Here is a 24,931-nt window from a genome sequence, read left to right on the forward strand (position 1 = left end):
TGCGACAGCCGTCTCAGGATCACCGTCCAGGCTGGTCAGCGGCTTCCCGCCCTGGCACCGTCGGCCGTACGCCGTGCCGCACCGGCCGGCGTCCCGGCCGACGCCCTCCGCCGCCCGGTCCGGCCTCTCCCGCCGGCGCCGGGCCCGCCCCGCGACGGAGAGCGCACCGGCCGCCCGTCGATCCGTGGGAGCGTCGATGCAACCTTCCGTCCGTACCGCACCGCCCCGTCCCGGGCGGCACACCGCCACCGCCGGCCGACCGTCCGACCGACGGTGGCGGCGACTGCGCGCCCTGCTCGTCGTGACGCTGAGCGGCCTGCTGGTCGCCTCCGGCCTCACCCTCGTCCCGACGGCCGACGCCGCCGACGGCGGGTACCCCCGTGGCCCGGCCCCGACGGCGGCCAGCATCGCCGCCGCCCGGGGACCCTTCGCGACCGCCGAGACGACCGTGTCCGCGCTGAGCGTCCGGGGCTTCGGCGGCGGCACCATCTACTTCCCGACCAGCACCGCCGAGGGCACCTTCGGTGCGGTGGCGATCGCGCCCGGGTTCACCGCCGGCCGGTCCAGCATGGCCTGGCTGGGGCCACGACTGGCCTCCCAGGGGTTCGTCGTGTTCAACATCGACACCGTGACCCGCTCCGACCAGCCGGCCAGCCGGGGCCGGCAACTGCTGGCGGCGCTGGACTTCCTGGTGGACAGCAGCACGGTGCGCGACCGGATCGACCGCGACCGGCTGGGCGTGATCGGCCACTCGATGGGCGGCGGCGGCGCGTTGGAAGCGACCATCGCGCGGCCGTCGCTGCGGGCGGCGATCCCGTTGACGCCGTGGAACCTGACCAGGGACTGGTCCCGGTCCCAGGTACCGACGCTGATCGTGGGCGCCGAGAACGACACCGTCGCACCGACCCGCAGCCACGCCGAACCGTTCTTCGCCAGCCTGCCCGACGGGTTGGACAAGGCGTACCTGGAGTTGAACGGAGCGAGCCACTTCGCGCCCAACACGCCGGACACCACCATCGCGTCGTTCAGCATCTCCTGGCTCAAGCGCTTCGTCGACGAGGACGTCCGCTACGAGCAGTTCCTCTGTCCACCGCCCCGGACCGGGGCCGAGATATCCGCGTACCGGGACAGCTGTCCGCACGCGGTCTGATCCGCCCGACGCCCCCGGCTCAGGCCGGGGGCGTCGAGGTGAGCAGCGACCGCAGGGCCTGCTCCGCCAGGGCGAGGTCGATCGGGCGTCCGGTCAGCAGCTCGGCGTAGAGTGCGGACTCGACGATGCGGATGTAGAGGTAGGCCAGCGACTCCGGCTCGCCCGGCAGGGCCCGCAGGTCGGGGCCGAGCACCTCGCGGAAGATCGCCACCTGGGCACGGACGAAGCGGCGGTGCACCAGCCCCGGCGTGGTGAACAGGATCCGGGCGGCGAGTTCCGGTTCGGCGGCGAGGAACCGGCGGAACGGCGCGGACCGGGACAGCTCCCCGACGTAGTGCCGGGTCACCTCCACGACGCCACCGACCCCGTCGGCGCGCCGGGCCCGACGGGCCACGGTGAGCAGCCGGTTGCCGAGCCACCACAGCACCTCGCCCAGCAACCGGTCCCGGCTGCCGGCGACGCGGTAGAGGGTCGCCCGGCTGACCGCCAGGGCACGGGCCAACCCGTCCATGTCGACCGTGCCGTGGGCGAGGAAGTAGTAGCCGCCGCCCCGGACCAGGGCCTCGTGGCTGAGCACCCGGCGGGGTGGCAGGCCACGCGACCCGCCGGGTGCGCCGTGGCCGCCCGCGTTGTCGGGCCGTGCGGCACCGGACGTGCGCGGACGGAACGTCGCTGAGCCCATACCTGGTACACGGTCGTCGACCATCGATTGTTCAACGACATCCCCACCGGCATCGCGGTGAGCTGCGCCGACGCGAGCGGCGCGGCCCGTCGGCGGATCAGTCCGGGTGGGACGCGGCGGGACGACCGGCGATGGCCGGATAGACCTGCTCCACGATGGTCAGCAGGGTGGCGGTCAGCAGCAGGTGCACCTGGTCGCGGTCCAGCGCGCCCCGCTGGAGCCATTCCCGGGCGGTCGAGGTGGCCAGCCCCCCGTACGCCCGGATCATGCCGCGCAGCTCGGCCCGGCAGGTCGTGACGTCGGCCAGCCCGACCGCGACGAGCACGCTGTCCGCCGCGACCTCCTCGGCCTCGGTGAGCACCCGGGCGACGTCGGCGTCGTGGCCCATCCCACCGGCGGTCACGGCGGCCAGCCAGGAGTCGCGGTGCCGGGAGACCACGTCGAGGAACCAGGTGACGCTGGCGTCGACCCGGGTGCGCAGGTCGCCGTCGGGCAGCCGCTCGACGGCGACCCCGGGCACCGTCACCATCACCCGCACGACCTCCAGGTAGAGCTGCTTCTTGGTGCCGAAGTAGTGGTTGATCAGGCCCCGGGCCACCCCGGCCTCGCGGGCGACGTCGGTGGTCGACACGTCCGCGTACGGGCGCGCGCCGAACAGCCGTACCGCGCAGGCGAGGATCTGTCCCCGCCGGGCGTCGGGCTCCAGCCGCCGTCGCCGGGGTTCGGTGTCAACGCTCATCCGCCGAACCCTATCGGCAGGTCGGCGCGGCGTGTCCCGGGTCGGCGGCCGGTCCCGTCAGCCGGGGTGCCGGTCGCCGGCGGGCGGGTCGACGCCGGACGATGATCAAGGATTGTTGACACGTCGCCAACAGGGCGTGAGGGTGGACCCATGCCGACGCCTGGACTCGACACCTACACCTCGCCGTGGCGCGCGCCCGAGCACGACGACCTCGCCGACCTGGCCCGCGACTTCTTCACCCGGGAGGTGCTGCCGCACACCGAACGACTGCTGGCCCAGGGCCACCCGGACCGCGACCACTACCGGCGCGCCGGTGAGCTGGGCCTGCTCGGCCTGTCCGTGCCCGAGGAGTACGGCGGGGGCGGCGGCGGCTTCACCCACGAGGCGGTCCTGCTGCACGAGCAGGCACACGTCGGGGAGAGCACCCTCGGGCTGGGGGTGCACAGCGGCATCGTCACCGGTTACCTGGTCGCCTACGGCAGCGCCGAGCAGCAGCGGCGCTGGCTGCCCGGACTGTGCCGGGGGGAGCTGGTCGGGGCGATCGCGATGACCGAACCCGACGGCGGCTCCGACCTGCAGGCGATCCGGACCCGGGCCGTCCGCGACGGCGACGACTACCTGGTCACCGGGGCCAAGACGTTCATCAGCAACGGCGGCCTCGCCGACCTGGTCGTCCTGGCCGTCAAGACCGACCCGACCCAGGGCGCCGCCGGCATCTCCCTGCTGGTCTGCGAGGTCGGCGACGAACCGGCCGGATTCCGGCGGGGCCGGCTGCTGTCCAAGATCGGGCTGCACGGCAACGACACCGCCGAGCTGTTCTTCGACGGGCTGCGGGTGCCGGCCGACCACCTGCTCGGCGGGGCCGAGGGGCTCGGCTTCGGCCAGATGATGCGGCAACTCCCCCAGGAACGCCTGGTCATCGGCGTCGGCGCGGTGGCGGCGATGCAGCGGGCCGTCGAGCTGACCACCGCGTACGTCAAGGAACGCACCGCCTTCGGCAAACCGCTGATCGGCCACCAGAACACCCGGATGGTGCTGGCCGAGTGCGTCACCCGGACCCGGGTCAGCCGGGTGTTCCTCGACGACTGCATCGGCCGGCACGACCGGGGCGAGCTGGACGTGGCCACCGCGGCGATGGCGAAAGCCTGGCTCACCGAGGGACAGTGCGAGATCGTCGACAGGTGCCTGCAACTGTTCGGCGGCTACGGCTACACCACCGAGTACCCGATCGCCCGGATGTACGCCGACGCCCGGGTGCAGAAGATCTACGGCGGCACCAACGAGATCATGAAGGAGCTGATCGCCCGTGCCCTCTGACCCCGACGCGCCCACCCGTGGACCGCTGGCCGGGGTACGGGTCGTGGAGCTGGCCAGCCTGGCCCCGGCCCCGTTCGGCTGCATGGTGCTGGCCGACCTCGGCGCGGACGTGGTGCGCGTCGACCGGCCGGGCGGCGTCGGTCCGGGACGGCTGAGCGTCCCGGCGACCGGCCCCCTGCACCGGGGGCGGCGGGTCACCACGCTGGACCTGAAGACCCCCGCCGGGGTGGCCGACCTGCTGCGTCTGGTCGAGCGGGCCGACGTACTGGTCGAGGCGTACCGGCCGGGGGTGGCCGAGCGGCTCGGTTTCGGGCCGGAGACCTGCCGGGACCGCAACCCCCGCCTGGTGTACGCCCGGATGACCGGCTGGGGGCAGGACGGCCCGCTGGCCGACCGCGCCGGGCACGACATCGACTACATCGCGCTGGCCGGCGCGCTGGAGCCGCTGGGCCGCCCCGGGCACCGCCCGCACGCCCCGCTGAACCTGCTCGGCGACTTCGCCGGGGGTGGGATGCTGCTCGTCACCGGGGTGCTGGCCGCGCTGCTGGAACGGGAACGCTCCGGCCTCGGGCAGGTGGTCGACGCCGCGATGGTCGACGGGTCGGCGCTGCTCACCGCCTTCCTGCACGGGATGCTCGGCGCGGGCCGGTGGACCGCCCCCCGGGGCGGCAACCTGCTCGACGGTGGCGCGCCGTTCTACGACACCTACCGCACCGCCGACGACGGGTTCGTGGCGGTGGGCGCGCTGGAACCGGCGTTCTACGCCGCGCTGCTGACCGGCCTCGGCCTGGCCGACGACCCGACGCTGCCCGCCCAGTACGACCCGGCCGGCTGGCCGGAGCTGCGGCGGCGGTTCACCGCCCGGTTCGCCGAACGCACCCGCGACGAGTGGACGGCGGTCTTCGCCGACCGCGACGCGTGCGTCACGCCGGTGCTCGCCCCCACCGAGGCGCACCGCCATCCGCACAACGCCGCCCGGGGCACCTTCGTCGCGGTGGGCGGCGAGGTGCAGCCGGCACCCGCACCCCGGTTCGCCCGGACCCCCGCGCCGCCGCCCCGGCCGGCACCGGACCCGGCCGAGCCGCTGGACGTCGCCACGGTCCTCGACGCCTGGGCCGACCGACCGTGACCTGCCGACCCGGCCGGCCGGCGAGCACCGGTCCGGCGCTCGACCGGGTGCGGCGGTGGGCGACCGGCGGGGCAGTCGAGCCGGAGCGGCGACGGACCGGGCCGGTCAGCCCACCGGGACGGCGGGAGCCGGACGGGCGGGGGTGGCGGCCGGTAGTTGGCGGTCGTGCCACCGGCTGAGCAGGGCCAGCGAGGTGACCGCCCCGACCAGCGCGAGGAACATGTCCCACTGGGTGTCCCAGACGTCGCCCTGGGTGCCGAGGAAGTCGTCGGCGGCGGAGCCACCGGCCACCGAGGACCACCACTCGATCATCTCGAAGAAGGCGCTGAAGGCGAGGCAGGCGCAGACCACCAGCGGGGCGAGCCAGCGGCTGCCGCGCAGCGGGGAACGCCGGACGAGGATCTCGCGGACCAGGATCGCCGGGACGAAGCCCTGCACGAAGTGCCCGAGCCGGTCGTACGGGTTGCGGGAGAGGTCGAGCGCGTCGCGTACCCAGTCACCCGGCGGGACCCGCGCATAGGTCCAGTGCCCGCCGACGATGAGGACCAGCGCGTGCGCCGCCAGCAGGCAGCACAGCAGGGTGGTCAACGGGAAGCGCCGCCACACCAGCAGCACCACCGGCACGCCGACGATCACCCAGACCGTCTCCAGCAGCCAGGTCAGCCGGTCGTACGGCCGGATGCCGGACAGCACCAGCGCCACGACGACGAGGCCCAGCAGCAGCGGCGGGACGAGGGTACGGGCCCGGGTCACGGCGACCACCTGTTCGATGCGTGGGGGCCGCCCAGTCGCCGCCCGGCCGCCGACGATAACAGCGCCCACGTCGGAGCACCGTCGTCGGGCCGCCCGTGCGTCGGAGCGGTGGGGCGCAGGTCCGGTCCGGGCCTGCCCGGTCGGCACCGACCGGCGGGGTTTACCTGAATCCATGGGTGTCGATACGGTGCAGGCGGCCCGTCCTGGCACCCCGTCACCGCAGAAGGAGCCCCATGCCACCCGCCACCCGCACCCGAGGTCCCCGTCCCCGGCGGCTCGGCCTGCTGGCCGTCACCACCCTCGCCCTGGTCGCCGCCGCCACCGCCGTCGCCCCGCCGGCCGCCTCCGCGGCCACCGTCGACACCGGCGTGGACTACGTGCTCGTCAACCGCAACAGCGGCAAGGCGATGGACCTGTACGACTGGTCCACCGCCGACGGCGCGCCGGTCAGGCAGTACACCCGCAACGACCTCGCCGTGCAGCGGTGGCGGTTCGTCGACGTCGGCAGCGGCTACTACCAGCTCCGCTCGGCGCACAGCGGCAAGGTCCTCGAACTGCCCAACGCCCTCGACGGCACGGCCCTGGTGCAGAACCCGGCGACCAGCGGCAACACCCGGCAGCACTTCCGGCTCGTCGACTCGGCCGGCGGCTACGTCCGGCTGCTCAACCGGCACTCCGGCAAGGCCCTCGACGTGTGGGAACGGTCCACCGCCGACGGGGCGACCATCTCCCAGTACCAGGACCTCGACGGGACCAACCAGCAGTGGCAGCTCGTCCGGCCGGGCGGCACCGCCGACTGCGGCAGCGGCGCTTTCCAGGCCGAGGCGGTGCTGGCCGGCGGCACCTGGACCGTCCGCAACGGCGGGACGACCGTACACACCGGCACCGACCTGCGGGCCGCCGTACAGGCCGCGGTGAACAGCCTGACCGCCGGGCGGACCAGCAAGCAGCGGGTGGTGGTGCGCGGCTCGGGTTCGATGAGCGCCAACTCCCGCATCTCGCTGCCCAGCTACACCACCCTCGACGTGTGCGGGACGATCAACGTCACCGGCACCGGCTCCGGTGACCAGGCCCCCGTCTACTCCCGGGGCACCACCCAGGTCGAGGTGCAGCACCTCACCCTCACCGGCACCCCGCTGTACGGGGTCTTCCTGCGCAACGTCACCAACGTCGTGCTGGGGCAGCTCGACATGCGGCTCTCCGCCGGCCTCGGAGTCCGCATCGACAACCGGGGCGACACCAGCCAGTGGACCCGCAACGTGCGCATCGACACCGTGTACGTCTCGGGCGCCAGCTCGCACGCCGTCGAGACGTACGGCGTGGACGGGCTGACCGTGGGCACCGTCACCGCCCGCAACGTCGGCGAGTCCGGTCTGCTGCTCAACCAGACCATCAACGCCACCGTGTCCACCGTCGACGCCGAGAACGCCGGCACCGGCACCGGCTACGCCGCGTTCCGGATGGCCAACCGCAACGGCCGTATCGGCGACAGCTACCCGACCAACATCCGGGTCGGCACCGTCCGGGCCCGGGGCGGTGGCCGGGGCGTGTTCTGCGTCTCCGAGTCCGGGGGCGCGACGATCGACCGGGTCGACATCGCCAACACCGGCAACAACGCCGTGCTCATCGAGAACTGCTACGGAGTGAGCCTGGCCACCAACGGCGGCACGATCAGCGGCGGCGGCGAGGTCCGGCTCGCCGAACGCGCCGAGTTCCCCGGCAACCGGGACCTCACCCTGCGCAACTTCACCCTGGTCAACAACCGGATCGTGGAGAACCCCTGCGCCGACAACCTGACCATCGGCAACATCACCCTGAACAACGCGACGATCGTCCGCTGCTGACCCCCGGCGGGGGCGTCGGCGGCGTGTCGGTGGCGTGTCGGCGCGGTGTCAGCCGGCCGGCGCACGCTGGCCGGCATGACAGCTGAGTTGATGATCGAAGCCGAGGGCCTGGTCAAGACCTTCGGGTCCACCCGGGCGTTGCAGGGGGTGGATCTCGCCGTACCCCGGGGCACCGTGCTCGGGGTGCTCGGCCCGAACGGCGCCGGCAAGACCACCGCCGTGCGCATCCTGTCCACGCTGCTGGTCCCCGACGCCGGCACCGCCCGGATCAACGGCCTCGACGTGGTACGCCAGGCCGAGCGGGTCCGGCAGTCCATCGGCCTCACCGGCCAGTACGCCTCGGTCGACGAGGACCTGACCGGGCGGCAGAACCTGGAACTGTTCGGGACGCTGCTGGAACTCGGCCGGGCCGGCGCGCGGCGGCGGGCGGCCGAACTGCTCGACTGGTTCGACCTGACCGCCGCCGCGAACCGGCCGGCCAAGACCTACTCCGGCGGGATGCGCCGCCGGCTGGACCTGGCCGCCAGCCTGGTCGGCTCACCGGACGTGATCTTCCTGGACGAACCGACCACCGGCCTCGACCCTGCCAAACGCGAGGACATGTGGGACGTGGTCCGGTCGCTGGTGGGCAACGGGGCGACCGTGCTGCTCACCACGCAGTACCTGGAGGAGGCCGACGCGCTGGCCGACGCCATCACGGTGATCGACCACGGCCGGGTCATCGCCCACGACACCCCGGACGGGCTCAAGCGGATCGTCGGCGGGCAGACCCTGGAGGTGCGGCCGACCGACCCGGCGCAGCTGGCCCCGACCGCAGCGATCCTGTCCCGGGTGGGCTCCGGCGCGCCCGCCGACGAGATCCGCAGGGGGGTGCTCGCGGTGCCGGTCACCGACGACTCCGCGTTGACCGAGAGCGTCGCCCGGCTGGCCGCCGCCGGCATCGCGGTCACCGAACTCTCGCTGCACCTGCCCAGCCTCGACGAGGTCTTCTTCACCCTCACCGGCCGGACCGCGGCCGACGACACCACCCGTACGGAGGTCGCCGCATGAGCACCCTGACCGGTATCCCGCCCCGCACCGGACCGACGCTGTCCACGGTCGTGGCGCAGCCCCGGCCGTTGCGCCTGCTGCGACACTCGCTGGCACTGGCCAGACGCAGCCTGATCAAGACCTGGCGCACCCCCGAGGCGCTGATCGACGTCACCCTGCAACCGGTGCTGTTCCTGGTCATCTTCGTGTACGTCTTCGGTGGCGCGGTCGCCGGCTCCACCCACGACTACCTCCAGTACCTGCTGCCGGGCATCCTGGCGCAGACCATCGCCACCGGATGCATCGCGATCGGCGTCAACCTCAACACCGACATCGCCAAGGGCATCTTCGACAGGTTCCGTTCGCTGCCCGTCCCCCGGTCCGCACCGCTGGTCGGCGCGGTGTTCGGCGACGTGGTCCGGTACGTGATCGTGACCGTGTCGACGCTGGCGATCGGCTACCTGCTCGGCTTCCGGGTCGAGTCCGGCCCGGTCCAGGCCCTCGCCGGTTGCCTGCTCGCGGTGCTGTTCGCGCTCTGCCTGAGCTGGCTGCCGGTCTACGTCGGGATGAAGGTCCGCACGCCGGGCGCGGTGCAGGGGGTGATGTTCGCGCTGATCATGCCGTTGAGCTTCGCGTCCAACGTGTTCGTCGCCGCCGGCACCCTGCCGGGCTGGATGCAGGCGGTGGTGACGGTGAACCCGCTGACCCACCTGGTGACGGCGATGCGCGGACTGTTCCTCGGCACCCCGGTCGGCAACCACGTGTGGTGGACGCTGCTGTGGTGCGCCGGTTTCGTGGCGGTGTTCATGCCACTGGCGCTGCGGGCGTACCGTCGGCGGGTCTGACCCGGCCGAGCAGGTCGTCCATCAGCTCGCCGATCCGGGTGGCGGCCGCGGCGGCCGGCCGCGCCCGCCACCCGGCCAGCAACGGCTCCCGCCGCGCCTCGTCACCGAGGGCGGCGGTGAGCCGTTCCCCGATGCCCGACGGGAAGAACGCCGCCGAGTTGCTGCCCAGCCGGGTGCCGAGCGCGAACAGCTCACGGGCGGTCCCGACGTCGTCGCGCCAGGCGGCGAGTTCCGCGCCCCCCAACGCCCAGGTCCCGATCACCGGCAGGTCCCGCGACGACAGCGCCTCCGCGCCGGCGGCGGCCAGCAGGTCGGTGGCGCGGAGGTCGACGTCGCGCCGAGCGGCCGGCCAGACCTCGGCGATCCGCAGGCGCAGCACCGCCACCGCGACCCGCAGCACGACCCGGGCCTGCGGCGGCGGGCCGGTCCAGCCGGCCAGCGCACGGACCACCGCCTCGGCGTGGTCGAGCGCCTCGGCGTGCCGCCCGCGCTGCCAGGCGAGGCGGGCCAGCCCCAGGCTCGCCTGGGCGGTCTCCACCTCCTCCCCCTGGCCGGGGGTCGCCGTCTCGACCAACCGCCGCTCGGCCGCCGGGTCACCGCACAGCGCGAGCTGCACGTCCAGCACCACCCGGGCGGCGCGGACGTCCTGGGTGGCGCCGATCAGCTCCATGTGGTGCACGCCACGCGCCAGCCACTCGGTGGACCTGCCGTCGGTGAGGGTAAGGCCGTGCCCGACGACCTGTGCCGCCATCGCCATCCCCCAGTGGTCGCCGGCCGTCTCGAACCGGCGGTACGCCTGCTCGGCGTCGGCCACCGAGGCCGCCGGCAGACCCCCGCTGTCCCCGATCGCCGCGCGGGCGAACAGGCCGAAGCCCTGCACGTACGGGTCGGGATGCTCGATCAGGGTGGTGGTGCCCGGCAGCGCCAGCTCCGGTTCGAGCTGGTCGAACGCTGGCAGCACCGTGGCGAGCACCGCGTGCCGGGAGGAGACCTCCCGGGGCCGCTCGGCCAGCAGCCGGAACAGGGCCCGGCGGGCGAGCACGGCGAGCCGGAGCGGGCCGGTGATGCCGGCGTTGACCACCACCAGCAGGCACATCCAGGCCAGCCGGTCGGCGTCGGGCAACGGCCGACCGCTGGCCCGGCCGGAGACGATCGCGCAGCCGCGTCGCCGGTCGGGGGCGTCGAGGTGCAGCAGGCCCCGGGACCAGCCGGAGACCTCCAGGTGCAGGCCCCGCACCGCCCACAGGTGGAACAGCGGGGTGGCGATGTCCACCACCGCCGGTTCGTCGTCGTGCCCGGCCGCCCACCGCAGGCCGGCGACGAGATTGTCCTGCTCGGCGGCGCACCCGGCGAACGCGTCGAGCTGATCGGGGCCGATGAACCGGTCGAGCAGCCCGACCGCCTGCCGTCGGGCCCAGCCGACCAGGCCGGCCATCGCCGGGGCGCGGTCACCTGCCGCGTCGAGCCGGGCCTCGCCGTACTCGCGGACGGTCTCCAGCATCCGGTAGTGGGGTGGGCCGTCGCCCTCGACGAGGGTCAACAGGGACTGTTCGACCAGCCGCGCCAACCCACGCCGGACGTCGGGCAGGCCGGCGACGGCGGCGGCGAGGTCGGCGGTGAACGGGGCGGGGACCACCGCGACCCGCTGGAGCAGGTCCCGGTCGGCGGGGGCGAGCAGCTCCCGGCTCCAGTCGACCATCGCCCACAGGCTCGCGTGCCGTTCCGGCAGGCCGCGCAGCGCGGCGTCGAGCAGCGCGAACCGGTCGGTCAGCCCGGCGAGCACGTCGTCGATCGGCATGTGCCGCAGCCGGGCGGCGGCCAGTTCGAGGGCCAGGGGGAGATTGTCGAGGCGATGGCACAGGGCCAACGTCCGGTCGGTGTCCCAGGTGGGCACCGCACCACCGGCGCGGGCCCGGGACTCGACCAGCGCCACCGCGTCGGCGTCGGGCAGCGCGGTCAACCGGTGCACCCGCTCCCCGGCCAGGCCCAGCGGCGCCCGGCTGGTCGCCAGCACGGCCACCTCCGGCGGGCTCACCGCGACCAGGTCCGCGACGACCGCCGCCACCGGGTCCAGCAGGTGTTCACAGTTGTCCAGCACCACCAGGCCGTCGAGATCCGGCGCCAGGGCACGCAGCCGCTCCGGCGGGGTGAGCACCCGGCGGTCGAGGCCCAGGGTGCCGCCGGCCGTCGTGGTGTCCGCCCCGCCGAGAGCAGCCAGAACGGCGGGCAGCACCTCCTCGGCGGCCCGCAGCCCGGCCAGTTCGATCACCCGGGCCGGCCGTCCGGCCGCCACCGCCCGACGTACCACCTCGGCGGCGAGCCGGGTCTTGCCCGCGCCGCCCGTGGCCACGACGGTCACCAGGGCCGCCTCGGCCAGCGCCGTCTCCACCGCCTCGACGTCACGTTCCCGGCCGACGAGCGCGGTCACCGGCCGCCGCCAGGCGGACGGCAGGACCGTCCGGGCCGGCGCGACCGGCGACGCGGGGCCGGCCGGGGTGGTCAGCTCACCCCGCAGCAATGCCAGGTGGACCTGGTTGATCAGCGGCGACGGGTCGGTGCCGTAGCGGTCGGCCAGCTCGGTGCGCAGCCGCGCGACCACCTCCAGGGCCTCGGCGTCACGCCCCTGGGCGGCGAGCATCCGGACCAGCAGGGCGGCCGACGGTTCGTCCGGCGGGGTCCGCGCGACGAGCCAGCGCAGGTCGCTGTCGTCGTAGGGGCCGGGGCCGGTCAGCGCCGCCTCGGCGCGCAACGCGACGACGTCGGCGAACAGCCGGGCGGTCGCCCCGGTGTCCGACTGCGGGACCTCGGGGAACAGCGTCCGGGCCGCGTCGGCGGCGTCCCGGGCGGCCGGCCCGGCACCGTCGCGCAGGGCGGCCCGCCCCCGCTCCAGCAGCGACCGGGCCCGGACGGCGTCGACGGTGACCTGGTCGGCGGGCAACCGGTAGCCACCCGGCACGGCGACCACCGGCAGTCCGAGCCGGCGTACCCGGGAGACCAGGGCCTGCACCGCGCCGGTCGCGTCGTCCGGTGGTGCGCCGTCCCACACCGCGTCCACCAGCAGCGGGGTGGAGACCGCCCGGCCCCGCGCGTCGACCAACGTGCGGATCACGGCGGCGAGCCGTTCACCCCGGACCGGCCGGCCGTCGACGGCGAGCGGGCCGAGGATGCTGATCTGCACGGCTCCAGCATCCCTCACCGGGACACCCGGCCGACGCCGTCCCCCCGGTTCAGCGACGGGTCCGCCGCGACCTGGCCACCCCGACCAGCGCCGCCAGCAGCAGGCCGACGCCGATCACCCCGACCCCCAGCAGCAGCGACCGGGTTGCGCCGACGCCGCCCCGGGGCCCCGGGGCGGGGGCCGCGCCCGGGGACGCCGCCGCCGGTGCTCCGGTGGACGCCGTCGGGGCGGGCGGGGACGACGCGGCCGGCGTGGGGGGCGAGGGGCCCGCCGGGCGGGCGTAGCGCAGCACCGTCGGCAGGGTGCCGGGCGGCTGACCTGCGGTCTCGGAGACGGTGAGCAGGAAGCGGCCGTCGCGGCTGTAGCTGACCGACTCGCCCTGCGGCTCGTCGGGCAGCGCCACGGTCCGGGGCGTGCCGCCGGTGAGCGCGCCCACCACGTCGCCGTCGGTCACCTCGTACTCGAAGGCGTCGGCGTAGGTGCGCAGCACGACCCGGCGGCCGTCCGGGGCGACGGCCCCGCCGGTGACCAGCCGACGGCCGAAGAACGAGTACGGGTTCGGGGTCGTGGTGAGCGGCAACCGGACCTGCCCGGCCAGCGTCAACGGCACCGTCGCGCCGGCCCGCAGCGGCCCGGTCGGCACGTAGACGCCGGCGCTGCCGCCCTGCTTGGTCACCACCACCGGGCGACCGGCCCCGTCGAGCAGCAGCGCCTCCGCGTCGTGCGCCCCGTCGGGGTACGTCAGGCGGTGCAGCACCGGCCGGCGGACCCCGGGCGCGAGCTTCCACAGCGCCACCGTCGACCGGGTCCGGTCGTTGTCGCCGGTGTCGGCGACCCAGACCGTGCCGTCCGCGCCGAGCGCCAGGTCCTCGGTGTCGCGGGGCCGCGACGGGTAGGCCACCGTGCGCACCACCGCGCACCGGGTGTCGAGGAAGAAGATGCGCCGCCGGGACGCCTCGTCGGCGCCGTCGTTGACCATCACGAACCCGGAGTCGGTGACGGCCATGCCGGAGATCTCGGTCAGCCGCCCGTCGCGGACCCGGCACACCGTGGCCGGCACCGCCGCGCGGGCCGGGTCGGGGACGGCCACCGTCGCCGCGCCGACGACGAGCAGCGTGGTGAGCAGCGTCGATACGCGGATGGCCGGCCGCCGCGTCATCGCCCCTCCCCCGCCGTGGCCGACGACGCCCGCCGTCGACGATCCGAGCACAGGAGCTTGCCGGTCGTCGTAGGCCGCGTCAATGCCGCCACCCCGCCAGCCACTGAGGTGTACGCACGCCACCGCGTCGCGGCCGCGTACGGGCCGGTGCGGGCGGCGGCCGGTGACTAGCCTGGGTCGGTGCCTCCACGCCTGCCCCACCCGGACCCGGGCACGCCGGACACGGCGGGGCCGCTGCGGTACATCTGGTGGCTGGTCCGCTGCCAGCCGTGGCGGGTGCTGCGCGGGTCGCTGTTCGGCACGGTCTGGATGGTGGGGCTGTCGGTGCGGCCGTTCCTGGTCGCCCGCGCCGTCGACGACGGGCTGCGGACCGGCGACACCGCCGCGTTGCTCGGCTGGGTCGCCGCGATCGTGGTCGCCGGGGCCGCGCTGGCCTGGGCGGGCATCATGCGGCACCGGACCATGACGTTCATCCGGGAGGACGCCAGCGCCCGCTCGGCGGCCGTGCTGCTGCGTCAGCTCGCCCGGGTCGGGGCGGTGCTGCCCCGCCGGCTCGCCGCAGGTGACGTCGCCACCGTCGGCGGGTACGACATCGTGCGCACCTCGCAGGTGCTCACCCTGACCGGCCCCGGCGTGGGCGCGGTGCTGGCGTACGCGGTCGCGGCCGTGGTGCTCTGGTCGATCGACCCGGTGCTGGCGCTGGTGACGCTGCTCGGGGTGCCGGTGATCGCCCTGGTCGTCGGTCCGCTGCTGCGCCGGCTGGAGCGGGCCGAGGCGGTCTACCGGCAACAGCAGGGCGAGCTGACCACCCGGGCCGACGACATCGTCGCCGGCCTGCGGGTGCTCGCCGGGGTGGGCGGCCGGCACCTGTTCGCCCGCCGGTACGCCGCCCGGTCGCAACGGCTGCGGGCCGAGGGCTACCGGGTGGGTGCGGTGCTCAGCTGGGTCGACGCGTTGACCGCCGTCATCCCCGGGCTGTTCCTCGCCGTGGTGGTGTGGCTGGCCGCCCGCACGGCCGTGACGGGCGGGATCACCGTCGGGCAACTGGTGGCAGTCTACGGCTACGTGGCGGTGCTCATCGTGCCGGTCTGGTTCCTGCTGGAGGGCAGCTACCAGTTGATCCAGGGCCGGGTCGCCGCCCGGCGGATCGTCGACCTGCTCCGGCTCGCCCCCGACCCGGTGGGCGGCCCGGCGACCCGTCCCGCCCCGGCCGGCCCGGCCCCGCTGCACGACCCGGACAGCGGGCTGACGGTCCCGGTGGGCGGGTTGGTCGGCGTCGCCGCCGACGACCCGGCCGACGCCGCGGCCCTGGCCGACCGGCTGGGCCGGTACGTCACCGGCGCGGTCACCTGGGGCGGGGTCGCGCTGACGGCCGTCGACCTCGACGAGGTGCGCTCCCGCATCCTGGTCGCCGACCACGACGGGTACCTCTTCGCCGGAACGCTGCGGCAGATCCTCACCGGTCCACACGGCACCGTCGACGACGCCCGGATCGACGCGGCGGTGCACGTGGCGTCGGCCCGCGACGTTGTCGAGGGGCTTCCCGACGGCCTCGACGCCCCGGTCGGCGACCGGGCCCGTACCCTCTCCGGCGGCCAGCGGCAGCGGGTCCGGCTGGCCCGTGCCCTGCTCGCCGACCCGGAGGTGCTGATCCTGGTCGATCCGACGTCGGCGGTGGACGCGCACACCGAGGCCCGGGTCGCCCAGCGCCTGCGGCAGGCCCGTACGGGTCGCACGACGGTGCTGCTGAGTACCTCACCGGTGCTGCTCGGGCACGCCGACACGGTCGCCCACCTGCGCGCCGGTCGGATCACCGGCACCGGGACGCACACCGCGCTGCTGGCCGCCGACCCGGACTACCGGCGGCTGGTCTCGCGGACCAGCGGCACCGACGACACGCCGGTGGGGCGGGCCGGACGGTGACGAAGCTCCCGGTCGCGAGTGCGGCGGTGGTCCGGCGGGCCGCCCGCGACGTGCTCGCCGGTGACCGGTGGGCGGTCGTCGGGGTGCTGGCGTTGCACAGCGCCGCCGCCCTCGCCGGGTTGGCCGCGCCGTGGCTGATCGGGCGGATCGTCGACCAGGTCACCGCCGGGGCCGGGGCGGGCGCGGTGGACCGGCTGGCGCTGGCCATCGGCGGTTGCGTGCTGGTGCAGGGGCTGCTCGCCCGCTACGCCCAGTTCGCCGGGCACCGGTTCGGTGAGCGGGCCGTGGCGCGGCTGCGCGAGGACTTCGTGACCCGCCTGCTCGGCCTGCCCGTCTCGGTGGTCGAGCACGCCGGCACCGGTGACCTGGCCACCCGCAGCTCGGTGGACGTGTCCACGGTGGGCACCATGCTGCGTGACGTGGTGCCGGTGCTGGTCATCGCGGGGACCCAGTTGACGCTGCTGTTCGGCGCGGTGTTCCTGCTGGACCCGCTGCTCGGTTTGGTCGCGCTCGCCGGGTTCCCGTCGATCGGGGTGGCGGTCCACCGGTATCTGCGCCGGGCCACCCCGGCCTACCTGGCCGAGGGGGCGGCGACGGCGGAGCTGACCGAGGCGCTGACCACGACCGCCGAGGGCGCCCGTACCGTCGAGGCGTTGCGGCTGGGCCGTGACCGGGTCGCCCACGGCACCGCCCGCATCGGCGCGGTGTGGACCACCCGGCGGGCCACCCTCGCCCTGCGGTCGGCGTTCTTTCCGGTGGTGGAGGGCAGCTATCCGCTCCCGATCGCCGCCGTGCTGCTCACCGGGGGTGTGCTGCTGTCGCGGGGACGGGTCAGCCTGGGTGAGGTGGTCGCCGCCGCGCTCTACCTGCAACAGGCGATCGACCCGCTGGACCGGCTGCTGCTGTGGGTGGAGCAGGCACAGCGCGGCGTCGCGTCGTACGCCCGGGTGCTCGGGGTGGGGCAGGTGCCGCCGGAGCCCCGGGGCCGGGCGGCCCTGCCCACCGGGCGCATGGTGCAGGTGCGCGGGGCCACGTTCCGGTACGCGGACGGCCCGCAGGTGCTGCACGGCATCGACCTGACGGTCGCGGCAGGGGAACGGCTGGCCGTGGTCGGCCCCTCCGGGGCGGGCAAGTCCACCCTGGCCCGGTTGCTCGCCGGCATCGACGTGCCCGCCCAGGGAACGGTGACCCTCGGCGGGGTCGCGGTCACCGACCTCGACCCGGCCGAGCGCCGCCGCCGGATCGCCCTGGTCACTCAGGAACACCACGTCTTCCTCGGTACGCTGCGGGACAACCTGGTGTTCGCCGCGCCGGGCGGCACCGACGCGCAGTTACGGGCCGCCCTGGCGGCGGTGGGGGCCGACTGGTTCGCCGACCTGCCGGACGGCCTCGACACCCCGCTCGGGGCCGGGGTGCGCGACCTGGGCCCGGCCGAGGCCCAGCAGCTCGCGCTGGCCCGGCTCGTCCTGGCCGACCCGGACATCCTGATCCTCGACGAGGCGACCGCCGCGTTGGACCCGACGACCGCCCGGCGCACCGAGCAGGCGCTCGGTGCGGTGCTGGCCGGCCGGACGGTGATCGCCATCGCGCACCGGCTCAACACCGCGCACGACGCCGACCGGGTGGCGGTGCTGGAGGACGGCCGGATCACCGAGATCGGCCGACACGACGACCTGGTCGCCGCCGACGGCGTCTACGCGTCGCTGTGGCGGTCCTGGCACGGCCACTGACAGGGGATCAACCCGGGCACGGTTTCCGGCACCCCGGGGACGTGCCGGAGCAGCGCGGTGAACCTCGGCTCACGGGTCCGGGCGGCGACCACCGTCCACCGCCCCGACCCCGCCCGGTGCCACCATCGCCGATGCGCCCCGCCGGCCCGACGCAATCGCCTTGTTGCCCCACCGGTCGGCGTCTACTGTGCGGTGATGCTCTCGGGACCCCTGACGTTGACCCTCGATGCCCGACATCCGGACCGGCTCGCGCGCTTCTGGGCCGGCCTGCTCCACCGGGAGGTCGTCGAGGACGCCGCCGGTGGTGCGCTCCTGCCCGGCACGACGACCCAGCTCAGCCTCCGGTTCGTCCCGAGCCCTTCGGAGAAGCGCGGGCCGAACCGGATGCACCTGCACCTGACCAGCACCAGCCCCGACGACCAGCGGCGGCAGGTGGCGGCCGCACTGGACCTCGGCGGCAGCCACCTCGACGTCGGGCAGCGTCCCGAGGAGGGGCACATCGTCCTGGCCGACCCCGAGGGCAACGAGTTCTGCGTCATCGAGGCGAGCAACGGTTTCCTCGCCGGGTGCGGTCCGCTCGGCGAGATCGCCTGCGACGGCACCCGGCAGGTCGGCCTCTTCTGGAGCGAGGCGTTGGGCTGGCCGCTGGTCTGGGATCAGGACCAGGAGACCGCCGTCCAGTCACCGCACGGCGGCACGAAGGTCGCCTGGGGCGGCCCGCCCGTGGCCGCGAAGCAGGGCCGCAACCGGCAACGCCTGGACCTCGCGCCCGCGGGCGACCAGCAGGCGGAGGTCGACCGACTGGTCGCCCTCGGGGCCACCCGGCTCGGGGTCGGCGCGTCCGGCGACGTCGTGCTGGCCGATCCGGACGGCAACGAGTTCTGCGTGACGGCGAGCTGACCGCCAGGCCGTTCGCCGGGGTGCCCCCGTCGGCTCACGGCCCGTGCCGGCCGATCGGGTCAGTCGAGGATCGTGACCGTGGTCAGTCGACTCAGACCGGAGATGGTCAGGACGCTGGCCAGCAACGGGTTCGCCACCACCGACAGGCCGTCGACGTGGGCGAACAACGCGGCCAGCGCGGCGCTGTCCAGGTATTCCACGCCGGTCAGGTCGACGGTCAGCCGGTGCCCGTCGACGGCGGCGTCGGCTATCGCCGTCCGGAACTCGTCGGCGTTGCTCATGTCGATCTCGCCGGTGACGGTCAGCACCGGCGCGCCGTCGGCCTGCCGGCCGGTGGCCAGGCCCAGGGGCGTGTTCATGCGGGGATCCTCGTGTGCAGCTCGACGGTGGTGCCGGCGTCGGTGGTCCGGATGTCCACGTGCGACATCAACGCGCGCATCAGGTTGATGCCGCGTCCCCGGTCGTGGTCTATCTCGGGCACCTTCCACCGTCCGGAGTCGACCACCGTGACGAACAGGTCGGTGCCGGCGGCCACCGCGAGCAGACGGATCAGCCCGGGACGGGCGTCGCGGTGGCCGTGCTCGACCGCGTTGGCGCAGGCCTCACCGGTGGCCACCAGCACGTCCTGGGCCAGGTGCGGGTCGGCGCCGGTGCGGCGCAACCACTGGCGCAGGGTGGAACGCACCGGGGCCATCTGCGAGCGTTCGGCGGGGAACGACAGCTCCAGTGGTGCCGGATGGCGGTAGAGCAGCAGGGCGATGTCGTCGTACCCGCCCTGCGGGGTCATCCGCCGCATCACCCGGTCGGCGAGCTGCTCCACCCCGGCGGTGTGGTCCTCCCGGACGGCGGAGGCGGCCTGCGCGATCCCCGTGTCGAGCGACTGGCGGCGGCGTTCCACCAGACCGTCGGTGTAGAGCAGCAGCACGGCCCGAGCCGGCACGATGCTTGTCGCGTCGGGGCGGCCACCGCGCGACGGGATGCCCAGCGGGCTGCCCCGGCCGTCGGCCAGCAGTTCGGTGTGGCCGTCGGGGTGGGTGAGGATCGCCGGTGGATGCCCGGCGCTGCTGTAGGTCAACTTCCCGGTCTCCGGATCGAGGATGCCGCAGAACACGGTGGTGCAGGCCGCACCGGGCAGCATCCGGGCGAACCGGTCCAGGGCGGTGAGCACCTGCGCCGGGCCGGACGCCTCCAGCAGCAGGGCCCGGCAGGCGCTACGCAGTTGCCCCATCACGGCGGCGGCCGGTAGACCCCGGCCGACGCAGTCGCCGACGACGATGCCGATCCGGCCGTCGGGCAGGGTCACCGCGTCGTACCAGTCGCCGCCGACCTCGAGGGGGCGGGTCGCCGGCTCGTAGCGGACGGCGAACCCGGCGGGGAGCTCGGCCGGACCGAGGATGGAGCGTTGCAGGGCGACCGCCACCTCACGTTGCTGGTCGGTGGCGTGGGCCCGGTGCAACGCCTGCCCGAGCGCGCCGCACAGCAGCAGCAGGAGCATCTGGTCCTCGGTGCCGAAGCCGCGCGCCGGGTCGAGTTCGAGCCAGATCACCAGCGGACCCTGCGGCGAGTCGACAGTGGTGCCGACGCCGGCGGGCCGGGACCCGGTGGCCGGGTCGATGGTGATCCGCAGGGGTGGCTGCGTCCGCAGCGTGGTGACCGTCTCGCGGACCGGGCCGGACAGTTGCTCCCAGTCGGTGCCGGGGGTGGCGGTCACCGTCGGCGTGCCGTCGGGCGCCCAGCGGACGGCCACCCCCCGGTGGGCCTGCCAGAGCTGGCTCAGCTCCTCGATGCCGGCGCGCAACGCCTCGCTGGTGCTGGCCGCCCGGGACAGCCGCTGGTTGAGCGTGCTGAGGGCGGTCTCCCGCTGCACCGCGTACCGTTCGGCGGTGACGTCGCGGATGGTGCCGACGACCATCCGCCGTCCGTGGTCGTCGGTGACCGCGTTGAAGGCGACCGCCGTCCAGAGGCGGTGCCCGTCGCGGTGCCGCAGCGGCACCACGAACGATCCGTGGGAGACGGTCATCGCCTGGGCGAACGCGTCGGCCACCAGCCGGTTCGCCGAGGCGTCGGCGACGTCGTCGGGCCACCACGGGTAGCGGGGGCGGTAGGGCAGGCCCTCGGGGCCGTACCCGAACAGTTCGGCGAAGGCGGTGTTCATCTCCACCAGCGCGCCGTCGGCGTCGAGGACGAAGAACCCCTCCTGCAACGAGTTGATCATCGCGGCCCGCCAGTTGGCGTGGTGGTTACGCAACCGGGCCAGGTCGACGTTGGCCCGGACCCGGGCCAACAGCTCCTCGGCGGAGAAGGGTTTGACCAGGTAGTCGTCGGCGCCCGCCTCCAGCCCCTCGACGGCGGCCTCCTGGCCGGCGCGGGCCGACAGCAGCAGCACCGGCACCCCCATGGTGCGGGGTTCGGCGCGCAGCGCGGCGACCAGTTCGAGGCCGTCCAGACCAGGCATCATCACGTCGCTGACGATCAGGTCGGGTGGTGCGGTCCGGGCCCGGGCCAGCGCGGCGATCCCGTCGCCGACGGCGGTGACGTCGTAGCGGGACCGCAGCAGCCGGTGCAGGTACTCGCGCATGTCGGCGTTGTCGTCGGCGATCAGCACCCGGGGCCGGGCCGCGCCGGGAAGGCCGGCCGGTGCCGGCTGCGGCACCGGCGGGTCGTCGGTGCCGGCGACCGGCAGCCAGCGCAGCGCCTCGGCGACGAACGGTTCGGCGCTGTCCGACGGCACCGGCGCGCCGACGCCGGTGACGACGTGCTCGGCAGGCAGGTGGGCGACGCCGTACGGCAGCCGTACGGTGAAGGTGGTGCCGACGTCCGGGGTGCTGTCCACGGTGATCGTGCCGCCGTGCAGGCCGACCAGCTCCCGGACCAGGGCCAGGCCGATGCCGCTGCCCTCGTGGGACCGGGACCGGGCCTGCGGCACCCGGTGGAAGCGCTCGAACAGCCGGGGGATCTCGTCGGCCGGCACCCCGATGCCGGTGTCGGCGACCTGCACCGTCGGGGTGCCGTCGTGGTCGGCGACCGTGACCCGGATGCCGCCGTGGAAGGTGAACTTGAGGGCGTTGCTGAGCAGGTTGAGCACCACCTTCTCCCACATCGTCCGGTCGACGTGCACCGGCCCCGACAGCGGCGGGCAGTCCACGTCGAGGGTGAGGCCGGCGCGTTCGACCGCCGCCCGGAACACGCTGGCCAGCTCGGCGGTGAACCGGGACAGGTCGACGGGCTCGTAGCTCGCCTGCATCCGACCGGCCTCGATGCGGGAGAAGTCGAGCAGCGCGGTGACCAGCTTGCCCAGCCGCAACGCGTTGCGGTGCATGACGTCCAGCTCGTCGCGGACCTGCGCGTCCCCGTCGCCCAGCCGGGCCCGCAGCTCCTGCAACGGGCCGCTGATCAGCGTCAGGGGGGTACGGAACTCGTGGCTGATGTTGGAGAAGAACGCCGTCTTGGCCCGGTCCAGCTCGACGAGTTCCTCGGCCCGCTGCTGCTGCACCTCGTAGGCGACCGCGCCGTTGATCAGGGCGGCGCTCTGCTGGGCCACCAGGTCGAAGAAGGTGCGGTAGCCGTCGTCGAGCGCCCGGCCGGCGCTGGCGGCCAGCACGATGACACCGATGTCCTCGGCGCCGGTCTCGCCGTGCAGCGGCAGCACCACCGCCTCGGTCGGCGCGGTCTGCCAGCCGCCGGCCGGCAGTTCGCCCGCCCGGTCGAGCAGGTCGGTGACGTGCGCCGGTCGACCGTCGGCGAGCACCTGCGCCACCGGCCACACCGCGGCGGTGGCCCCGCCCGCACGGTCGACCTCACCGGCGCGGGTGCTGGCGGTCAGCCGCAGCCCGCCGTCGCGGGCCCGCAGGTACACCGCCGCGTACGGCACGTCGGCCCCGGCCCGGCCGAGCGACCCGGCGACCAGCTCGCACGCCTCACCGACGGTACGGGCGGTGCCGGCCTGGGCCCCGAGATCCTGCAACGCGGCGAGCCGCCGCTGGCCGATCACCCGTTCGGTGGTGTCGCTGACCGCGGTGAACACGCCGCGCACCACACCGTCGTCGTCGTGCAGCGGGCTGTAGGAGTACGTCCAGTAGGTCTCCTCCCAGTAGCCGTGCCGGTTCATCGGCAGCAGCAGGTCCTCCGACCAGGTCGCCTCGCCGGTCTCCACCACGCCGCGCAGCATCGGCCCGATGATGTGCCAGATCTCGCCCCACACCTGGTCGCCGGGCTTGCCGAGGGCCGGGTGTTTGCTGCCGAGCAGCGGGCCGTACGCGTCGTTGTAGAGGAAGCGCAGCTCCGGGCCCCACCAGACGATCATGGGGAACCGGGAGGTCAGGCAGATCCGGGTGGCGGTGCGCAGGCTCGCCGGCCAGTCGGCGACCGCGCCCAGTGAGGTGGCGGGCCAGTCGAAGGCGCGCATCCGGGCCGCCATCTCGCTGGCGCCGGTGAACACGGAACGCCCCGCCTCAGCCTCGGCCATCGCCGCCCCGCCCTCCCGCACGTCTCGCGCAGGGACGACCGCGTGTCCGCGGCTCGTCGCCGGTCACCGGCAGAGTCTCCTGCCACTGCGGCACAGCATGCCGTATGCGCCGCCGCAGCAGAAATCGGGCGGGGCGTGAAGGCCCGTCGTCTCCCGGCCCGACCCACCGCACCGGACAAGTCGGTTTCGGGAAAGTTTCGGTTGCCGACGGGCCCACGGTCACCCGGGCCGGCACCAGGGCCGGTGCTCCCCGACCGGCCGGTGTCGGGGGGCCGCACCGCCGCAACGACCAGGGCGTCACCCGAACTCCGAAACTTTCGGGCTATGCTGCCGACGGGCGCACGACTGTGGAGGAGATGGGCATGGCGGAGGACCGGGCGACGCTGTCGGAGATCGCGACCGCCGCGGGGGTGTCCGTGCCCACCGTCTCGAAGGTGCTCAACGGTCGACCCGACGTCGCCCCGGCGACCCGACGCCGGATCCAGGACCTGCTCGACCGGCGGTCGTACACCGCCCGCCGGGCGCCCGCGATGCCCGGTGCCGCCGGCCTCATCGACCTGGTCTTCCGGGATCTCGGCAGTCCCTGGGCGATGCAGATCCTCGACGGTGTCGAGGATCTGGCCTACCGGGCGGGCGTCGGGGTGGTCGTCTCCGCCGTGCACGGGCGCAGCCGCAGCCGCCCCGACCGGCGGTGGATCGAACAGCTCTCCAAGCGCCGCTGCGACGGGGTGCTGCTCGTGCTCTCCGACCTGTCCCCCAGCCAGCAGGGCCAGCTCGAAGAACTGGGCATCCCGGTGGTCATCATCGACCCGGCCGGCCAGCCCGGCGCGGGCATCCCGTCGGTCGGGGCGACGAACTGGTCCGGCGGGGTGGCCGCCGCCGAACACCTGCTCGACCTGGGTCACCACCGGATCGCGGTGATCGGCGGCCCGCCGACGGTGCCGTGCAGCCGCGCCCGGGTCGACGGGTACCGGGCCGCGATGAACGCGGCCAACCGCAAGATCCCCGCCGGGTACGTCCGGCACGGCGACTTCACCTCCCCGTCGGGCTACCGGGAGATGAACGCCCTGCTGGACCTCGCCCAGCCCCCCACCGCCGTGTTCGCCTGCGCCGACGAGATGGCGTTGGGCGCCTACGAGGCGCTCTACGAGCGCGGCGCCCGGGTCCCCGACGACATCAGCATCGTCGGCTTCGACGACCTCGACTCGGCCCGCTGGGCGGCTCCGCCGCTGACCACCGTGCGTCAGCCGCTGGCCGAGATGGCCGGCATGGCGACCCGGATGCTGCTCTCCCTGGTGGCCGGGGAGGGCCTGGACAGCCACCGGATCGAGCTGGCCACCCCGCTGATCGTGCGGCACAGCACCCGCCGGCTGGCCTGACCGGGCGGGTTCCGGTCTGCGCAGGAGTCACGGACCGTCCGGGCACCGGTCACGGGGTCAGCGCGGCAGGGAACGGGCCAGCCGGAAACCGACGTCGTCGATGCGCAGCGTCGGGTGGCTGCGGCGGCGTACCGAGGCGCGGCAGCTCCAGTGCTCGTCGAACCAGCCGCCCCCGCGCAGCACCCGGTAGCCGCCGTACACCTCGGCGTCGTAGACGTCCCAGCACCATTCCCAGACGTTGCCGAGCAGGTCGTACAGGCCCCACGGGTTGGCGGTGCGGTCGGCCACCGGGTGCGGTCGTTCGCCGGAGTTGCCCCGGTACCAGGCGATCTCGTCGAGCGGACCGTAGCGCGGACCGGTGGTGCCGGCCCGGCAGGCGTACTCCCACTCGGCCTCGGTCGGGAGCCGGTAGCCGTCGGCGCGCGGGTCCCAGTCCGCACCCTCACCGTCGTCGTGCAGCCGGTACGCCGGGGTGAGCCCCTCCTGCCGGGACAGGGCGTCGCAGAAGCGCACCGCGTCGACCCAGGACACCCCCTCGACGGGCAGCCGGTCGCCCCGGGTGGTGCTCGGCCGCTCCCCGGTCACCCGGGCGTACCACCCCTGGGTGACCGGTACGACGCCGAGCCGGTACGCCGCCACCCCGACGGACCAGCGCCGCTCGGTACGCCTGTCGGACAGGGTCACCTGTCCCGCCGCCACGGTCACCATC

18 protein-coding genes are annotated in these 24,931 nt (G+C 74.7%); 10 read left to right on the plus strand and 8 right to left on the minus strand.

The window, feature by feature from the left end; translation table 11 throughout:
• The first annotated feature begins 196 nt into the window (after positions 1 to 196).
• The gene (locus tag JQX11_RS07495) at positions 197 to 1,150 is read left to right on the plus strand and encodes an alpha/beta hydrolase family protein (protein ID WP_204924257.1); all 954 of its coding nucleotides are present in this window, start codon (positions 197 to 199) and stop codon (positions 1,148 to 1,150) included.
• Between the two features lie 19 nt (positions 1,151 to 1,169).
• Here the strand turns inward: JQX11_RS07495 and JQX11_RS07500 are convergent, their stop codons facing one another.
• Complete coding sequence (locus JQX11_RS07500; protein WP_204924258.1) at positions 1,170 to 1,832, minus strand: QsdR family transcriptional regulator; 663 nt, start codon at positions 1,830 to 1,832, stop codon at positions 1,170 to 1,172.
• Positions 1,833 to 1,929: 97 nt separating this feature from the next.
• The gene (locus tag JQX11_RS07505) at positions 1,930 to 2,571 is read right to left on the minus strand and encodes a TetR/AcrR family transcriptional regulator (RefSeq protein WP_204924259.1); all 642 of its coding nucleotides are present in this window, start codon (positions 2,569 to 2,571) and stop codon (positions 1,930 to 1,932) included.
• Positions 2,572 to 2,721: 150 nt separating this feature from the next.
• Here JQX11_RS07505 and JQX11_RS07510 point away from each other — a divergent pair, with 150 nt between their 5' ends.
• On the plus strand, positions 2,722 to 3,888 hold the full coding sequence (locus JQX11_RS07510; RefSeq protein ID WP_204924260.1) for an acyl-CoA dehydrogenase family protein: 1,167 nt from the start codon (positions 2,722 to 2,724) through the stop codon (positions 3,886 to 3,888).
• Positions 3,878 to 5,017: a CaiB/BaiF CoA transferase family protein gene (locus JQX11_RS07515; RefSeq protein ID WP_204924261.1), complete on the plus strand. Its 1,140-nt coding sequence runs from the start codon at positions 3,878 to 3,880 to the stop codon at positions 5,015 to 5,017. The genes JQX11_RS07510 and JQX11_RS07515 overlap by 11 nt, the downstream gene beginning before the upstream one ends.
• Before the next feature lie 105 nt (positions 5,018 to 5,122).
• Here JQX11_RS07515 and JQX11_RS07520 read toward each other — a convergent pair whose 3' ends face one another.
• Positions 5,123 to 5,770, minus strand: coding sequence for a DUF2238 domain-containing protein (locus JQX11_RS07520; protein WP_307826106.1), 648 nt, complete (start codon positions 5,768 to 5,770; stop codon positions 5,123 to 5,125).
• 233 nt (positions 5,771 to 6,003) lie between these two features.
• On the opposite strand from JQX11_RS07520, the gene JQX11_RS07525 reads away from it, so the two are divergent.
• The 3 genes from JQX11_RS07525 (at position 6,004) to JQX11_RS07535 (ending at position 9,488) form a co-directional block, all read left to right on the plus strand.
• The gene (locus JQX11_RS07525; protein ID WP_204924263.1) at positions 6,004 to 7,614 is read left to right on the plus strand and encodes an RICIN domain-containing protein; all 1,611 of its coding nucleotides are present in this window, start codon (positions 6,004 to 6,006) and stop codon (positions 7,612 to 7,614) included.
• 75 nt (positions 7,615 to 7,689) lie between these two features.
• Positions 7,690 to 8,664 (plus strand): ATP-binding cassette domain-containing protein, encoded by a 975-nt coding sequence (locus JQX11_RS07530; RefSeq protein WP_204924264.1) that lies wholly within the window; start codon positions 7,690 to 7,692, stop codon positions 8,662 to 8,664.
• The gene (locus tag JQX11_RS07535) at positions 8,661 to 9,488 is read left to right on the plus strand and encodes an ABC transporter permease (RefSeq protein ID WP_204924265.1); all 828 of its coding nucleotides are present in this window, start codon (positions 8,661 to 8,663) and stop codon (positions 9,486 to 9,488) included. Before JQX11_RS07530 ends, JQX11_RS07535 begins: the two co-directional genes overlap by 4 nt.
• Here JQX11_RS07535 and JQX11_RS32975 read toward each other — a convergent pair.
• The gene (locus JQX11_RS32975; protein ID WP_204924266.1) at positions 9,448 to 12,666 is read right to left on the minus strand and encodes an ATP-binding protein; all 3,219 of its coding nucleotides are present in this window, start codon (positions 12,664 to 12,666) and stop codon (positions 9,448 to 9,450) included. The genes JQX11_RS07535 and JQX11_RS32975 overlap by 41 nt on opposite strands.
• Before the next feature lie 49 nt (positions 12,667 to 12,715).
• Complete coding sequence (locus JQX11_RS07545) at positions 12,716 to 13,825, minus strand: hypothetical protein (RefSeq protein ID WP_232377459.1); 1,110 nt, start codon at positions 13,823 to 13,825, stop codon at positions 12,716 to 12,718.
• A 180-nt stretch (positions 13,826 to 14,005) separates the two neighbouring features.
• On the opposite strand from JQX11_RS07545, the gene JQX11_RS07550 reads away from it, so the two are divergent.
• The 3 genes from JQX11_RS07550 (at position 14,006) to JQX11_RS07560 (ending at position 18,378) form a co-directional block, all read left to right on the plus strand.
• A complete protein-coding gene (locus JQX11_RS07550; RefSeq protein WP_372444567.1) occupies positions 14,006 to 15,748 on the plus strand; it encodes an ABC transporter ATP-binding protein in 1,743 nt (580 codons plus the stop codon).
• A complete protein-coding gene (locus JQX11_RS07555; RefSeq protein WP_204924267.1) occupies positions 15,745 to 17,478 on the plus strand; it encodes an ABC transporter ATP-binding protein in 1,734 nt (577 codons plus the stop codon). The genes JQX11_RS07550 and JQX11_RS07555 overlap by 4 nt, the downstream gene beginning before the upstream one ends.
• 195 nt (positions 17,479 to 17,673) lie before the next feature.
• Positions 17,674 to 18,378, plus strand: a complete 705-nt coding sequence (locus JQX11_RS07560; RefSeq protein WP_204924268.1) for a VOC family protein — start codon at positions 17,674 to 17,676, stop codon at positions 18,376 to 18,378.
• Between the two features lie 59 nt (positions 18,379 to 18,437).
• Here the strand turns inward: JQX11_RS07560 and JQX11_RS07565 are convergent, their stop codons facing one another.
• Positions 18,438 to 18,737, minus strand: a complete 300-nt coding sequence (locus tag JQX11_RS07565) for an STAS domain-containing protein (protein WP_204924269.1) — start codon at positions 18,735 to 18,737, stop codon at positions 18,438 to 18,440.
• Positions 18,734 to 22,843: a SpoIIE family protein phosphatase gene (locus JQX11_RS07570; protein WP_204924270.1), complete on the minus strand. Its 4,110-nt coding sequence runs from the start codon at positions 22,841 to 22,843 to the stop codon at positions 18,734 to 18,736. Before JQX11_RS07570 ends, JQX11_RS07565 begins: the two co-directional genes overlap by 4 nt.
• Before the next feature lie 362 nt (positions 22,844 to 23,205).
• Between JQX11_RS07570 and JQX11_RS07575 the strand changes: the two genes are divergently transcribed.
• Entirely contained in the window at positions 23,206 to 24,222 is a 1,017-nt protein-coding gene (locus JQX11_RS07575; RefSeq protein ID WP_204924271.1) for a LacI family DNA-binding transcriptional regulator, read from the plus strand.
• Positions 24,223 to 24,279: 57 nt separating this feature from the next.
• Here JQX11_RS07575 and JQX11_RS07580 read toward each other — a convergent pair whose 3' ends face one another.
• Positions 24,280 to 24,930 carry a formylglycine-generating enzyme family protein gene (locus tag JQX11_RS07580; RefSeq protein ID WP_204924632.1) on the minus strand — a complete coding sequence of 217 codons (651 nt, stop codon included), beginning with the start codon at positions 24,928 to 24,930 and terminating at the stop codon, positions 24,280 to 24,282.
• Between the last annotated feature and the right edge of the window lies 1 nt (position 24,931).

Origin of the sequence: Micromonospora humida (genome assembly GCF_016901255.1) — a bacterium.
Taxonomy (GTDB): domain Bacteria; phylum Actinomycetota; class Actinomycetes; order Mycobacteriales; family Micromonosporaceae; genus Micromonospora; species Micromonospora wenchangensis.